At 66.9% G+C, this 13,237-nt stretch carries 13 protein-coding genes; 6 read left to right on the forward strand and 7 right to left on the reverse strand.

Annotation, left to right across the window (positions count from 1 at the left end):
• On the forward strand, positions 1–252 hold a 252-nt coding region (locus tag AC1DKD_RS30755; protein ID WP_441630467.1), incomplete at its 5' end, for a thiolase C-terminal domain-containing protein.
• Between the two features lie 30 nt (positions 253–282).
• Positions 283–654, forward strand: coding sequence for a Zn-ribbon domain-containing OB-fold protein (locus tag AC1DKD_RS30760; RefSeq protein ID WP_477144098.1), 372 nt, complete (start codon positions 283–285; stop codon positions 652–654).
• Positions 655–699: 45 nt separating this feature from the next.
• On the opposite strand, the gene AC1DKD_RS30765 is transcribed toward AC1DKD_RS30760, so the two are convergent.
• Entirely contained in the window at positions 700–1,416 is a 717-nt protein-coding gene (locus AC1DKD_RS30765; protein WP_477103644.1) for a GntR family transcriptional regulator, read from the reverse strand.
• Positions 1,417–1,710: 294 nt separating this feature from the next.
• Here AC1DKD_RS30765 and AC1DKD_RS30770 point away from each other — a divergent pair, with 294 nt between their 5' ends.
• The 4 genes from AC1DKD_RS30770 to AC1DKD_RS30785 all read left to right on the forward strand — a co-directional run bounded on the left by AC1DKD_RS30770 (position 1,711) and on the right by AC1DKD_RS30785 (position 7,782).
• Positions 1,711–3,387, forward strand: coding sequence for a GMC family oxidoreductase (locus AC1DKD_RS30770; RefSeq protein ID WP_477111540.1), 1,677 nt, complete (start codon positions 1,711–1,713; stop codon positions 3,385–3,387).
• A 102-nt stretch (positions 3,388–3,489) separates the two neighbouring features.
• Positions 3,490–5,265, forward strand: coding sequence for a hypothetical protein (locus AC1DKD_RS30775; RefSeq protein ID WP_441630460.1), 1,776 nt, complete (start codon positions 3,490–3,492; stop codon positions 5,263–5,265).
• Positions 5,266–5,398: 133 nt separating this feature from the next.
• Positions 5,399–6,307, forward strand: a complete 909-nt coding sequence (locus AC1DKD_RS30780; RefSeq protein ID WP_477144099.1) for a TauD/TfdA dioxygenase family protein — start codon at positions 5,399–5,401, stop codon at positions 6,305–6,307.
• Positions 6,308–6,360: 53 nt separating this feature from the next.
• The gene (locus AC1DKD_RS30785) at positions 6,361–7,782 is read left to right on the forward strand and encodes an aldehyde dehydrogenase family protein (RefSeq protein ID WP_477111542.1); all 1,422 of its coding nucleotides are present in this window, start codon (positions 6,361–6,363) and stop codon (positions 7,780–7,782) included.
• A gap of 153 nt (positions 7,783–7,935) precedes the next feature.
• Here AC1DKD_RS30785 and AC1DKD_RS30790 read toward each other — a convergent pair whose 3' ends face one another.
• The 6 genes from AC1DKD_RS30790 to AC1DKD_RS30815 all read right to left on the reverse strand — a co-directional run.
• Positions 7,936–9,063 carry an acyl-CoA dehydrogenase family protein gene (locus tag AC1DKD_RS30790; protein WP_441630455.1) on the reverse strand — a complete coding sequence of 376 codons (1,128 nt, stop codon included), beginning with the start codon at positions 9,061–9,063 and terminating at the stop codon, positions 7,936–7,938.
• A 15-nt stretch (positions 9,064–9,078) separates the two neighbouring features.
• A complete protein-coding gene (locus AC1DKD_RS30795; RefSeq protein WP_441630453.1) occupies positions 9,079–10,275 on the reverse strand; it encodes an acyl-CoA dehydrogenase family protein in 1,197 nt (398 codons plus the stop codon).
• Positions 10,276–10,453: 178 nt separating this feature from the next.
• Positions 10,454–11,230, reverse strand: coding sequence for an SDR family NAD(P)-dependent oxidoreductase (locus tag AC1DKD_RS30800; protein WP_441630451.1), 777 nt, complete (start codon positions 11,228–11,230; stop codon positions 10,454–10,456).
• 22 nt (positions 11,231–11,252) lie between these two features.
• Positions 11,253–11,711 carry a MaoC family dehydratase gene (locus AC1DKD_RS30805; protein WP_477144100.1) on the reverse strand — a complete coding sequence of 153 codons (459 nt, stop codon included), beginning with the start codon at positions 11,709–11,711 and terminating at the stop codon, positions 11,253–11,255.
• 4 nt (positions 11,712–11,715) lie between these two features.
• Entirely contained in the window at positions 11,716–12,684 is a 969-nt protein-coding gene (locus AC1DKD_RS30810) for a Bug family tripartite tricarboxylate transporter substrate binding protein (protein WP_441630447.1), read from the reverse strand.
• Between the two features lie 54 nt (positions 12,685–12,738).
• On the reverse strand, positions 12,739–13,237 hold a 499-nt coding region (locus AC1DKD_RS30815), incomplete at its 5' end, for a CoA transferase (RefSeq protein WP_477144101.1).

Below are 13,237 nucleotides of genomic sequence, written 5' to 3' on the forward strand. Positions count from 1 at the left end.
TTCGTGGCCGACGGCAACCTGATTTCCGGCGTGGGCAAGCTGCCCTTCAATACCGACGGCGGCGGCCTGTGCAACAACCATCCCGCCAACCGCGGCGGCATCACCAAGGTGATCGAGGCCGTGCGCCAGTTGCGCGGCGAAGCGCACCCGGCCGTGCAAGTCAGGAACTGCGACCTGGCGCTGGCCCAGGGCACCGGCGGCTATCTCGGCTCGCGCCATGGCAGCGCCACCTTGATCATGGAACGGGAGTAACAAGATGGCGACCCCTACACCCCCACCCTGTTGAAAGCACCGGCCGAGTCGCCGGACAACGCGGCGTTCTGGCAGGCCGCGCGYGARGGCCGCCTGCTGGTCARGCAYTGCAAGTCCTGCGGCAAGCCGCACTGGTAYCCGCGCACGCTGTGCCCGTTCTGCATGGGCGAGACCGAATGGAAGCAGGCCTCGGGCCGYGGCACCGTCTAYTCGYTCAGCGTYACSCGCCGKGCSGGTCCCACGCCCTTCTGCATTGCCTATGTGGAGCTCGAGGAAGGCGTATCGATGATGACCAACATCATCGATTGCGACCTGGACGCAGTGCGCATCGGCCAGCCGGTCCGGCTCAAGTTCGCCGCGACCGCCGATGGAGCGCCGGTGCCGGCCTTCACGCTCGCCTGACTGACGGGGTCCGTCCGGCTTCCGGACGCCGCTCGACAACGCCGGCTAGCGCGTCACCGTCGCTTTGTGGGAGTAGCGGTCGCCCCGAAAGATCAGCTCCGATGTGCAAAGCGCGATGCCACGGATATCGATCGGGGTGCATCGCAGGCGTAGCAGCGGGGTTCCATCCGCGACCCCCAGCCGCCGCGCCACATCCCCGGCGGCGGGGATCGCCGAGCTTTCGGTAGTGACCTCTTTCATCCGGTAACCCAGCCGGCTCTCGAAGATCGCCATGACGTCATTGGTCTCAAGGTCCTCCTTCACCAGCGCGCGGATCACCGCTTCGTCACCCATGATCATGAAGAGGGCCGCGGGCTCGGCATTCGACATCCGGAGCGTAGTGGCGCATAGCAGCGCAGCGCCCGAATTCAGGCCCAGTGCTTCCACGGCGAACGCCGGCGCCTTGATCTTGCGCACCGAGACCAGCTTGCCATGGGCAAGTTTCCCCCGTGCGCGCGAAGCCTCATAGAAGCCCGTCAGCGGCCCCAGGTTCGAGGTCTCCGCGGGCCGGGTGACGAAGCTGCCCTTGCCGTTGAACTTCTCGATCAGGCCGCTGGCGTGCAGTCCGGCCAGCGATTGCCGGACCGTGATGCGGCTGACGCCAAACTCCGCCATCAGTTCGGATTCCGACGGCAGCTTGGCGCCAGGCCCAAGCTTGTTGTCGACGATGCGCTGGCGGAGTTCTTCTTCGATTTGCCTGAATCTGGGCTGGGGCGTGGTCAAGGTCCGGGTCCTTCGTGTTTCGAGCGGATCCCCTGGCTGGAGATCCTGGCGGTCCATGGATTATACCTATCATGACAGGAGTCCTCCCTCACCCTTGACCTGTTATAACAGGTCGTGGCAGTATTGAACCGCCAAGAGTACGGCCGACCGTACCGCCGGCTCAGAGATACGGAGCGAGACACAGACACGCCGGCTGCCAGTCATGCGCAACCCCGGTGTGACCCTTTGCGCGCTCTCGTGTCTTGCGCGGCGATACCGGCCAGCGAGCAACGCTTCACGATACGAGAGAACGGAATGAGCAACGCAGCACAGAATTCCCGCGCGCAAGCGGCAGCGGCGGAGTATGACTACATCGTCGTCGGCGCGGGCTCGGCCGGCTGCGCCCTGGCGGCGCGGCTGGCGGAAGATCCGGCGGTCACGGTGGCATTGCTGGAGGCTGGCCCGGACGACCATCATTACAGCGTGTGGACGCCGCTCGCCCTGGCCGCCGTGGTGCCCAAGCGCGGTCCGCGCAACTACGCGTACCGCACCGTTGCGCAGCCGGGCCTCGACGGGCGGCGCTCCTACCAGCCGCGCGGCCGGGGGCTGGGCGGCAGTTCTTCGATCAACGGCATGGTCTACATCCGCGGCCACCGCAATGACTACGACCTTTGGGAGCGCCTGGGCTGCAAGGGCTGGGGTTACGACGATGTGCTGCCCTATTTCCGCCGCAGCGAGCGCAACCAGCGCGTCAGCGACAGGCACCATGGCAGCGATGGCCCGCTGCATGTCAACGACCTGCGCACGCCGAACCCCTTCTCGCAGCGCTTCGTCGCGGCGGCCGTGCAGGCCGGCTTGCCGTTGAACAATGACTTCAATGGCGCTGAGCAGGAAGGTGCCGGCCTGTACCAGGTCACGCAACGCAACGGCGAACGCTGGAACAGCGCGCGCGCCTACCTGCATGGCGGCAACGCCGCCGACACCGCCCTGAACGGCGGGCGCAGGGGCCTGACCGTCCTGACCGGGACGCAAGCGCTGCGCGTGGTCTTCGAAGGCAAGCGCGCCACCGGGGTGCGCGTGTCGCGCGCCGGCGCCGAGCAGACCCTGCGCGCCAGACGCGAAGTCATCCTTAGCGGCGGCGCCTTCAATTCCCCCCAGTTGCTGCTGGCCTCGGGCATCGGACCCGCATCGCATCTGGCCGAACACGGCATCGCCGTGGTCCACGATCTGCCGGGTGTCGGCGAAAACCTGCAGGATCACCTCGACATCACCCTTTGCCAGCAGGTCCGCTCGACCGATCTGTACGGCTACAGCCTGGGCGGCGTATTCCGGATGCTGTCGGAAATCCGGCGCTACCGGCGTGAGCGCACCGGGATGGTCAGCTCGAACCTGGCCGAAGCCGGCGCCTTCATCAAGAGCCGCCCCGATCTCCCCGAGCCGGACCTGCAACTGCATTTCATGCCCGGACTCTCGCCCACCCACACCGGAATGAGCCGGCGCGAGCTGAAGCATGGGTTTACCGCCCTCGCCTGCGTGTTGCGCCCGGAAAGCCGGGGACACGTGCGGCTGCAGTCTACCGATACGCGCGATGCGCCGCTGATCGATCCGCGTTTCCTGTCGGCCGAAGCGGACATGGCAGGCATGGTGGCGGGTGTCAGGGCGATGCGCCGCATCTTCTCGCAGCCGGCGCTGGCAGGTGCGGGCGGCAAGGCGCTGCTCATCGATGCGTTCGGCGCCGGCGAGGGCAACGAAGAGGCGATCCGCGCCTACATCCGCAAGCATGCCGATTCCGTATTCCACCCCGTAGGCACCTGCAAGATGGGCACCGACGACATGGCGGTGGTCGACCCCGAACTGCGCGTGCGCGGCGTGGAGGGCCTGCGCGTGGCCGATGCCTCGATCATGCCGACCCTGATCGGCGGCAATACCAACGCGCCGGCCATCATGATCGGCGAGAAGGCGGCTGACCTGATCCGCGCGGCCGCCAGGTAACCAGGCCGCCCGGGAACCGGCCGCGCCGGTTTTTCCCGGCGTAGGCCGGCAAGCCGAGCGGCCCTTCATGACAGACGACATCCCGAAGCAGAAGTGAGTGATATGAAGCAAAGTCCCTGCACCACCCGGTTTTCTTCCGACCGTACCCACGCCCGCGGCCGCCGGCTTGCCCTGGCGATGACGCTCGCCGCTGCCGCCGCGGCAGCGCACGCGGCCGGCCCCGCTGGTCCGGTTCCCAACCCGTATCTCGCGCAGTCCTACAACAACCAGACTCACTGGAACGATGCCGCTACGGACAGCGTCGGCTTTGCCGTGCCGCGCGGCAACTTCGAAGTCACGCCCGATTCGGTGCAAGTCATTCCCAACGAATCGGGGAGCCTGCCCCTGGTTGCCGATCGCGTCGGCGGCAAGGACATCTACTGGTGGTGGGCCGGCTTTTCGCTGCGCAAGGTGGGCGTGGATGGCGACAAGCTGGTGGAACTCGCCCGCACCGAAATTCCGGTACACCTGCCGAACTACACGCCGGTCACCGCCGAGCGGCGCCGCGAACAGGCCGCGGAGGTGAAGACGTTCCTCGATGCAAGGGACGAGCAGGGTCTGCTCGACTATATGAAGTCCCAGCCGAACCGCGCCTTGACGCTGGCGGAAGATCAGGTCGCCAACGGCGCGGTCTATGCGGTACTCGGCCGTGACGACGCCTTCTACGGCTGCAGCGGCCGCCAGATCTTCCGTATCGACCAGGAGGATCCGAAGGAAGCGGGCTCCGGGATGAAGGCGCCGCGGGCGATCACGCTGCCGGCTTCCCTTTTCGACAATGCCAGGGCGGCGAGCGGCACGCGCAGTCCGGCCGACATCCTGTTCGGCATGGGCATGTCTTACAACGGCTACCTGGTCGTGAATACGCTGGGCGGCAAGGTCATCACCCTGAACCGCGACACGCTCGAAGTCGTCGACGTCTTCACGGTTGCGGGCAAGGACGAACTGTTCATGAACAGCTTCGCCACCGGCCCCGAGGCCAACGGCGGCGCGGTGTATGTCGCATCCAACACGACCATGTACCGCCTGGTGGTGGACAAGGACGGCAAGATCCGCAGCGACGAAGCCAGCGGCGCATGGCAGGCGTCCTACGATCGCGGCGTGCGCATGCCGGCGCCGAAGATCGGCGACGGCACCGGCTCGACGCCGACCTTGATGGGGTTCAGCCCGAATGAGGACAAGCTGGTCGTCATCACCGACGGCGCGAAGAAGATGCGCCTGGTAGCGTTCTGGCGGGACAAGATCCCCGCCGGCTGGAAACAGAAGCCCGGCACGCTGTCGCCGCGCATCGCCGACCAGAAGGTGGTCGACATGGGGCCGGCGCAGGAGTCGGTACAGTCGGAGCAATCCGTGGCCGGCTTCGGCGACTATGCCTTCGTCGTGAACAACATTCCCACCGGAAGCGCCCCCCAGCTCAGCCCGTCCGGCACCTTCGCCAGCCTGGTCAACGGCGCCACCCGCCCCGGCCCGGCCGGCGTCGCCGCCCTCAAGTGGCAGCAGAAGGCACATGCCTGGCGCACGCAATGGGTGCGCACCGATGTGTCCTCGATCTCGATCGTGCCAATGATCAGCGGTGCCGGCCGCATGGCGATCATCGACGGGTATTTCACCGGCAAGTGGAATGATCGCTACCACATCGGCATGGATCTCGACACCGGCAAGACCGTAATGACAATCCGCACTGGCAGCGACCCGACCTTCAACGGCTTCTACTCGCCGATCAAGGTCGATCCGCAGGGCCACATCTTCTACAGCGGTGCGTTCGGGCTGATGCGCCTGGACACGGCGAAGATGCGGCGCGTGCCGGCGGACGACCCGGTGATGACGGCGCGGCACGACTGACGCCATGGGTGGCGCAATGCCCGCGCTTTCGCAAGGAGCCTGGCTGGCGCGAACGCGTCAGCCTGTATGCAACTGCCGTACAGCCAGCGCCAGGTGGCGGCTGATGGCAGCCCCAAAGACGAGGAGACACAAGATGCAAGCTGCTGTTACCGCCCCCGACCTGCCTGCAACCAGGGCGACGGACACCGAGAGCTGGCCCTTTACCGTCAGGCGGTCCACGCCGACCATCGGCGCGGAGATCGGCGGCATCGACCTGCGCCAGCCGCTCGGCGACGCTACCTATCTCGCCCTGCGCCGCGCGCTGGTGAAGTTCAAGGTGCTGTTCTTCCGCGACCAGGAGATCTCGCCAGCGCAGCATGTGGCCGTGGYGCGCCGCTTCGGCGAACTGGAGATCCACCCCATGATCGGCCACCACCCGGACCATCCGGAGCTGGTGGTGTTTGGCCGCAACGGGGGGCAGCGCGGCCGCGAGAACCTGTACCACTCCGACGTGTCATGGCGCGAAGTCCCGTCCATGGCCTCGATGCTGCGTTGCGTGGAAACGCCCGAGGTGGGCGGCGACACGATCTGGGTCAATATGGCGGCGGCCTATGCCAACCTGCCGGAAGACGTCAAGGCGCGCATTGCCCGGCTCAATGGCGTGCACGACGCGATGCCGACCTTCGGCCAGGCCCTTGCGGACGACAAGTACGAGGCCATGCGCCAGAAGTACCCGCCCGCGGTCCACCCCGTGGTGCGCACGCATCCGGAAAGCGGTGAAAAGATCCTCTACGTCAACGAGGGGTTCACGACCCACTTCGCCAACTACGCCAGGGAGCAGCCGTACCGCATCGGCTCCGACTTCCGGCCGGCGGAGATGGACCTGATGCAATACCTCTTCCGCCAGGCTGCCGCGCCCGAGTACCAGGTGCGTCTGAAATGGCAGCGCAACACCATTGCCTTCTGGGACAACCGCTCCACCCAGCACTATGCAGTCCAGGACTACTTCCCGGCGGTACGGCACATGATGCGGGCGACCGTCATCGGCGACCGTCCGGTCTGAGCCGGGCATCCGGCTGCTCGTACCACGCGTACAAAACACGAAGGAGAACGCTAATGAAGATGCTGAACCATTTCTACATCAACGGCCAATGGGTCGAACCATCCGCCGGCAGCACGCTGGTGGATATCGTCGATCCGGCCACCGAAGCACCGGCCGGCAAGCTGGCAATGGGCACCGCCACGGACGTCCACGCCGCCGTCGCCGCCGCGCGGGCTGCTTTCCCGGCGTGGTCGGAAACCAGCCGCGAGGAACGTATCGCCCTGCTTGAACGCGTGATCGAGCTTTACCGCGCCCGCCTGGGCGACATCGCCGAGGCCGTGCGTGCCGAAATCGGCGCCCCTATCACGCTGTGCAAGAACGTGCAGGCGCCCATCGGGCTGGCGCAGATCCAGGCCGCCGTGGAGACGCTGCGCCATTTCGAGTTCGAAACCGCGCATGCCAAGAGCTATGTCCGGCGAGAGGCGATCGGCGTCGCCGCGCTGATCACGCCCTGGAACTGGCCGTTGAACCAGATCGCCGCCAAGGTTGCGCCGGCGCTGGCCGCGGGCTGCACGGTGGTGCTCAAGCCGTCCGAGATTTCGCCGCTGGACGCGATCATCTTCGCCGAGATCATGCACGAAGCCGGCACGCCTCCCGGCGTATTCAACATGATCTATGGCGCAGGCCCGATCGTGGGCGCCGCCCTCTCCTCGCACCCCGGCGTGGACATGGTGTCGATCACCGGATCCACGCGCGCCGGCGTGGAAGTGGCGATCAGCGCCGCCCCTACCGTCAAACGGGTGGCCCAGGAGCTTGGCGGCAAGTCCGCGCTGCTGATCCTCGACGATGCCGACCTGCAAGCCGCGGTGACCAGCGGCGTGGCGCAGTGCATGGCCAACTCCGGGCAGACCTGCGTGGCGCCGACGCGCATGCTGGTGCCGCGCGAACGCTATGAGGAGGCCGTCACCATCGCCGCCGCGGCTGCCAACGCGGTCGTCGTGGGCGACCCGGCGGATCCGGCCACCAGGATGGGCCCGATCTCCAACCGTGGGCAGTACGAAAAGGTGCAGCGCATGGTCGGCATCGGCATCGAGGAAGGCGCGCGCGTGGTGGCTGGCGGCCCTGGCCGTCCGGAAGGGCTGGAGCGCGGCTTCTACGCCAGGCCCACCGTTTTCGCCGATGTGCGCAATGACATGGCCATTGCTCGCGAGGAAATCTTCGGGCCCGTGCTGGCCATGATCCCGTATGACGGCGAAGACGACGCCATCGCGATTGCCAACGACTCCGTGTTCGGCCTGGCCGGCTATATCGCCTCGGGCAACCCCGAACGCGCACGCCGCGTGGCGGCGCGCCTGCGGGTGGGGTCGGTGCGGATCAATGGGGCGATGCTGGATATCACGGTGCCTTTCGGCGGGTACAAGACTTCGGGCAACGGGCGGGAGTATGGGGCCGAGGGTCTGGCCGAGTTCCTGGAGTGCAAGTCGGTGACGAGCTGAAACAAGAGAAGAAAGCGAGGTTTATCCGGCTTTCGTGTGGGTCGATTCATCGCTGGGGTGACTCCAGCAATGCCGCCCTCTCCCGCATGGCGGGAGAGGGGCGCAAACCGGCGTTTTGCCGCAGGCCACCCGCACCCGTTCAGAACACAGGCACTACGCGGCCATCGCCACGCAATACCGCCCCAGGTGGTAATCCGAATCCCCCAGCAGCACATCCATCATCGTCAGCCGCTTGAAGTAGTCTCCCACCTCCAGCTCATCGGTCATGCCCATGCCGCCGTGCAGCTGCACCGCTTGCTGGCCGACCAGGCGGCCAGCCCTCGCCACCACCACCTTCGCGCCGGACAGCATACGGCGACGCGCGGCGAGGTCGGACTCGGTCAGCCCCTGCGCGGCAACATAGGCCATCGACAGCGCCAGCTCGGCCTGCACCAGCATATCCGCCATGCGATGCTGCAGGGCCTGGAAACTCGCCAGCGGCTTGCCGAACTGGTGACGGTTGCGCAGGTATTCGCCGGTGATGGCAATCAGCTTCTCCATCGCGCCCGCCGCTTCGGCGCAGAGCGCGGCAAGGCCGTGATCGATACCGTGCTCGAGCGCGGCCAGGCCATCGGCAGGCTGGCCGATCACCGCATCGCCGCCCACCAGCACATTGCTCAGCGTCAGGTCCGCGGCATGCAGGCCATCCATGGTGGGGTAGGCACCGATGGTCAGCCCGGGCACGTCGCGCGGCACCAGGAATAGCGCAAGGTCGTTGCTGCCGGCGACACGGGCGCTGACCAGCAAGGCGTCCGCGGCCGCACCGTGCCAGGCCAGCGACTTGATACCGTTGAGCACATAGCCGTCGCCGCGGCGCTCGGCGCTGGCGCGCGCGGCCTCCGGGCGGTAACGGGTGGCGGGTTCGAGATAGGCCAGCGCAAGCACGCGCTCGCCGGCGGCAAGCGCGGGTAGCCAGGCTTGCTGCTGCGCCTTGCTGCCGTACGCGGCGAGCACCGCCGTAGCCATCACCGCGCTGGGGATCACCGGTTCCAGCACCAGGCCCCGGCCCAGCTCGCGATGCACCACCAACTGGCTCGCCGCGCCTTGGCCGAAGCCGCCGAATTCCGGCGGCACGGTCAGTCCCAGCACGCCCATCTCGGCCAGCGCCGACCACATCCTGCGGTCGAAGCCACCGCCACCGCGTGCGCTGTTGCGGCGTTGCGTAAAGGTATATTCCGTGTCGACAAACCGGCGCAGGCTGTCCGCCAGCATTTGCTGTTCTTCGCTGTAGGTGAAGTCCATGTCTGCTTAGTCCCTTCAGAAACCGAGGATCATCTTGGCGATGATGTTCTTCTGCACCTCGGTGGCGCCGCCATAGATCGTGGTCTTGCGCATATCGAAGTAGGTCGAGGCCGCCGGCGCGGCCCAGTCCGGGCCGCTCACCGGTTGCACGGAGCCCGCGTCGAGCCATTGCGGCGCAAATGGCCAGGCGTGCGGGCCAGCCACCTCCATCTGCAGCATGGCGATATCCTGCTGCAGCTCGGAGCCGCGAATCTTGATGATGGAGGCCTCGGGGCCCGGGCCCCGGCCGCCATCCTGGGTGATCGCGCGCAGCAGCAACATCTCCAGCGCCATCAGGTCCATCTCCAGGCGCGCGATCTTGTCGCGCATGCGCACGTCCTCGCTCATCGGACGGCCCGCGCCATCGGTGGCCTGGCTGGCATAGTGCTTGAGCTGGCGCAACTCGCGGTGGCAATGGCCGATGCCGGCAATGCCGGTGCGCTCATGGCCCAGCAGGTATTTGGCGTAGGTCCAGCCACGGTTTTCCTCGCCCACGAGGTTGGCGACCGGCACCTCGACATTCTCGAACCACGTTTCGTTGACATCGTGACTGCCATCGAGCGTGACGATGGGCCGCACGGTGATGCCGGGCGAGTTCATGTCGATCAGCAGCATCGAGATGCCTTCCTGCTGCTTGGCCTCGGGATCGGTCCGTACCAGGCAGAAGATCCAGTCTGCGTACTGGGCCATGGTGGTCCAGATCTTCTGGCCGTTGACGATGTAGCGGTCGCCCCGGCGCTCGGCGCGCGTCTTCAGCGAGGCCAGGTCTGAGCCCGAGCCCGGCTCCGAGTAGCCCTGGCACCAGAAATCCTCCATGCCCGGGATGCGCGGCAGGAAGCGCGCCTGTTGCTCGGGGCTGCCGTATTTCATCAGCACCGGGGCGATCATGGTCAGGCCGAACGAGAGCAGGCGCGGCGCGCCGGCGCGGAATGTCTCGATCTCGAAGATCAGGCGCTGCATGGCGGTCCAGCCGGTGCCGCCGAACTGCTTCGGCCAGGCCGGCGCACCCCAGCCGTGCGCGTGCAGGATACGGTGCCAGCGCACGTAGTCGTCCTTACCCAGGCGGCGGTGGCCCAGCACCTTGTCGCGGATATCGGCGGGCAGCCTGTCCTGCGCAAAGGCACGGACCTCCTCCCGGAACCCTTGTTCCGCCGCGGTGAATCGCAAATCCATTGGCTTGTCCCCTCGTATGCTCGCGCGCGCCCGGCGCCTCTCTGCCTGCGCCAGGCCCGGCGTGTTTGAAAGTGTTTGGCTGCCCCCATGCTAGCGGTACGAGATGCGTCCCGGCCGCGCGCCGACGGGTGGGCCACCCATCGGGCAAGAACACCCTGCCGGCGCCGCCGCACCGGGTTCAAAGACCGATGGTGTAGCCCCCGTTGACCGACAGGTGCTGCCCCGTCACATAAGAGCCCGCATCGGAAAGCAGGAAGCAAACCGGACGCGCCACTTCTTCCGGCGCCGCCCAGCGCCCCAGCGGGATCTGCGCGAGGTAGGTGTCCCGGAACTTGTCGCTGCGGATGGTCTCGGTCATCGGCGTCTCCACCACGCCGAAGCCGACGGTATTGACGCGGATGGCGTACTTGCCCCACTCGCGCGCCGCGCACATGGTCAGGCCCAGCACGCCCGCCTTCGCCGCGCCGTAGTTGATCTGGCCGATGGTGCCGCGGCGCCCCGCGTCGGATGAAATATTGACGATGGCCCCGCCCGTGGCGTCTCCGGCGCGCGCGCGCTCCAGCATGTGGCGGCCGGCCGCTTGCAGGAAGTGAAAGGAGCCGGTCAGGTGCACGTCGATCACCTGCTGCCAGGCTTGCGCCGTCATCTTCTCGATCATGGCCGGGCGCGTGATGCCTGCGTTGTTGACCAGGCCATGCACGGCCCCGAAACGCGCCACGGCTTCGCGCACGGCATGCGCGGCAAATTCCGCGTCGGCTACGCTGCCGGCCAGCGTCAGCAGCGGGGCGTCGCCGCAGGCCAGCCGCAGTTCGGCCAGCGCTTCGGCGTTCAGGTCCACGGCGCTCACCTGGGCGCCCAGGTCCAGCGCCAGGCGCGCGATGGCGCGGCCGATGCCCTGTGCCGCGCCGGTGACGATGATGCTCTTTCCCTGCAGGGAATTCGGGGTGCAGTCCATATTCTCTCCTTCCTGTCGGCGATCAGTAGCGCATCTGCAGCAGCCACGTGGCCACCATGGCCGGGCGCTCGCTCCCTTCCACATGGATCTCCACCCGCCAGATGCCGCGCACCTCGCCCGGGCGGACGTCTTCCAGACCGRCCAGGTGGAAGCTGCCGCGGATGCGGGCACCCGCCGGCACCGGGCCGGTGAAGCGGATCTTGTCGAAGCCGTAGTTGAGCAGGAGCTTGCAGCCCGGAAGGCTGAAGCACTGCGTGTAGGCGACGGTGACCATCGACAGGGTCAGCAGCCCGTGGGCGATGGTGCAGCCATAGGGCGAATCGGCGGCGGCGCGCGCCGGATCGACATGGATCCATTGCCGGTCGCCGGTCACGTTGGCAAAGGTGTCGATGGTGGCCTGGTCAAGGGTGAAATAGCCGCTGACCGCGGCCGGCCCGTGTAGCCGGGCGCGAACCGCGTCGATGGAGTTCAGGGTATGCATAGGTCTAATCCGCTTTCAGTCCGAGGGTGTTCGCCACCGGAATCCATTTGGCGCGTTCCTCGCTCAGGAGACGGCCAAACTCCTCCGGGGTGGCAGGAAGGGGTTGCGCGCCGATGGCCTGCAGCTTCTCTATCAGCGCGGGTTGCCGCAACGACACATTGATGGCCTTGCTCAGTCTCGCGATGACCGGCTCCGGCGTCCTGGCCGGGGCCACCACGCCGAACCACGCGCTGGCATCGGTATTGGGAAAACCCAGTTCGCGCAGCGTCGGCACGTCCGGCAGCAGCGCAAAGCGCGTGGCGTCCAGAATGGCAAGCGCGCGGATCTTGCCGGCGCGTACCTGTTGCAGCGACGACGGCAGCGCGTCGAAGAGCAGGTCGATATTGCCGCCGACCAGGCTGATGATGGCGGGAGCGCTGCCGCCATAGGGCACCAGGGTGGCCTTGAAGCCCAGGGCATTGGCGGTGTACTCGCCGGCCAGGTGCGAGATGTTGCCGTTGCCGGCCGATCCCATGGTCAGCTTGCCCGGCTCCTTCTTGCCGAGGGCTACCAGCTCCGCGACCGACTTCACCGGCAAACCGGGCCTGATGGCCAGCAACAGCGGCGTCTTGCCGAGGCCCGCCACCGGCACGAAGTCCTTGACAGGGTCGTAGGGCAATTTGCGGAACAGCGCGCTGTTGATCACCAGCGGGCCGTTCGAACCGATCAGGAAAGTCCTGCCGTCCGGCTCGGCGCGGGCAACCGTCTCGGCAGCGATCATCCCTGCCCCGCCGGCCTTGTTTTCCACCACGATCGGAGTGCCCAGCGCATTGGCGGCTTCATGCGCCACCAGGCGGGTTATCTGGTCCGTGGCGCCACCCGGAGGATAGGGCACGATGAAGCGGATGGGCTGGTTCCGGCCTTGTGCATGCGTGGCCGCCGGCATGCACAGGAAGGCCACGGCAATTGCCATGGCACGAACGAAGCATTGCATGGTTGTCTCCGCCATTTCTGTTATCGATGGATGTGGCGCGGCGCCGGCCAGGGCTCAGATCCGCCCTTTGCCGCGCAGCGCGCCGATGCGCTCGGGCGAATAGCCCAGTTCCCGCGCCAGCACTTCGTCGGTGTGCTGGCCAAGCGTGGGCGCGGCTCGCTCATAGCGGATCGGCGTGTCGGAGAAGCGGATGGGGTTGGCGAGCGAGGGCACCTGTACCCCATTGCCATGGGGCATGGACAGCAGCATTTGCCGATGCCTGACTTGCGGATCCTCGAATACCTGCTGCATGTTGTAGATCGGACCGCATGGCACATTGGCCGCTTCCATGCGCGCGATCCATTCCGCCATCGGGCGCGTCAGCATGGCGCGCGCGATCTCGGGGATCAGCTCCGCGCGATAGCGATTGCGCTGCGGGGCCGAGGAAAAACGGGGATCCGTTGCCAGCCCGGGCCGGTCGATTACACCGCAAAACGCAGTGAACTGGCTGTCGTTGCCGACCGCCACGATGACGTCGCCCTCCTGGCAGCGGAACACCTGGTAAGGCACCATG

The organism is Cupriavidus sp. 05T313, assembly GCF_056396665.1.

Excerpts from the sequence above, each read along its gene's own strand:
- AC1DKD_RS30790 (WP_441630455.1), bottom strand. The coding sequence starts at position 9,063 with ATGGACTTCACCTACAGCGAAGAACAGCAAATGCTGGCGGACAGCCTG.
- AC1DKD_RS30795 (WP_441630453.1), bottom strand. The coding sequence starts at position 10,275 with ATGGATTTGCGATTCACCGCGGCGGAACAAGGGTTCCGGGAGGAGGTC.
- AC1DKD_RS30785 (WP_477111542.1), top strand. The coding sequence starts at position 6,361 with ATGAAGATGCTGAACCATTTCTACATCAACGGCCAATGGGTCGAACCA.
- AC1DKD_RS30800 (WP_441630451.1), bottom strand. The coding sequence starts at position 11,230 with ATGGACTGCACCCCGAATTCCCTGCAGGGAAAGAGCATCATCGTCACC.
- AC1DKD_RS30775 (WP_441630460.1), top strand. The coding sequence starts at position 3,490 with ATGAAGCAAAGTCCCTGCACCACCCGGTTTTCTTCCGACCGTACCCAC.
- AC1DKD_RS30810 (WP_441630447.1), bottom strand. The coding sequence starts at position 12,684 with ATGCAATGCTTCGTTCGTGCCATGGCAATTGCCGTGGCCTTCCTGTGC.
- AC1DKD_RS30770 (WP_477111540.1), top strand. The coding sequence starts at position 1,711 with ATGAGCAACGCAGCACAGAATTCCCGCGCGCAAGCGGCAGCGGCGGAG.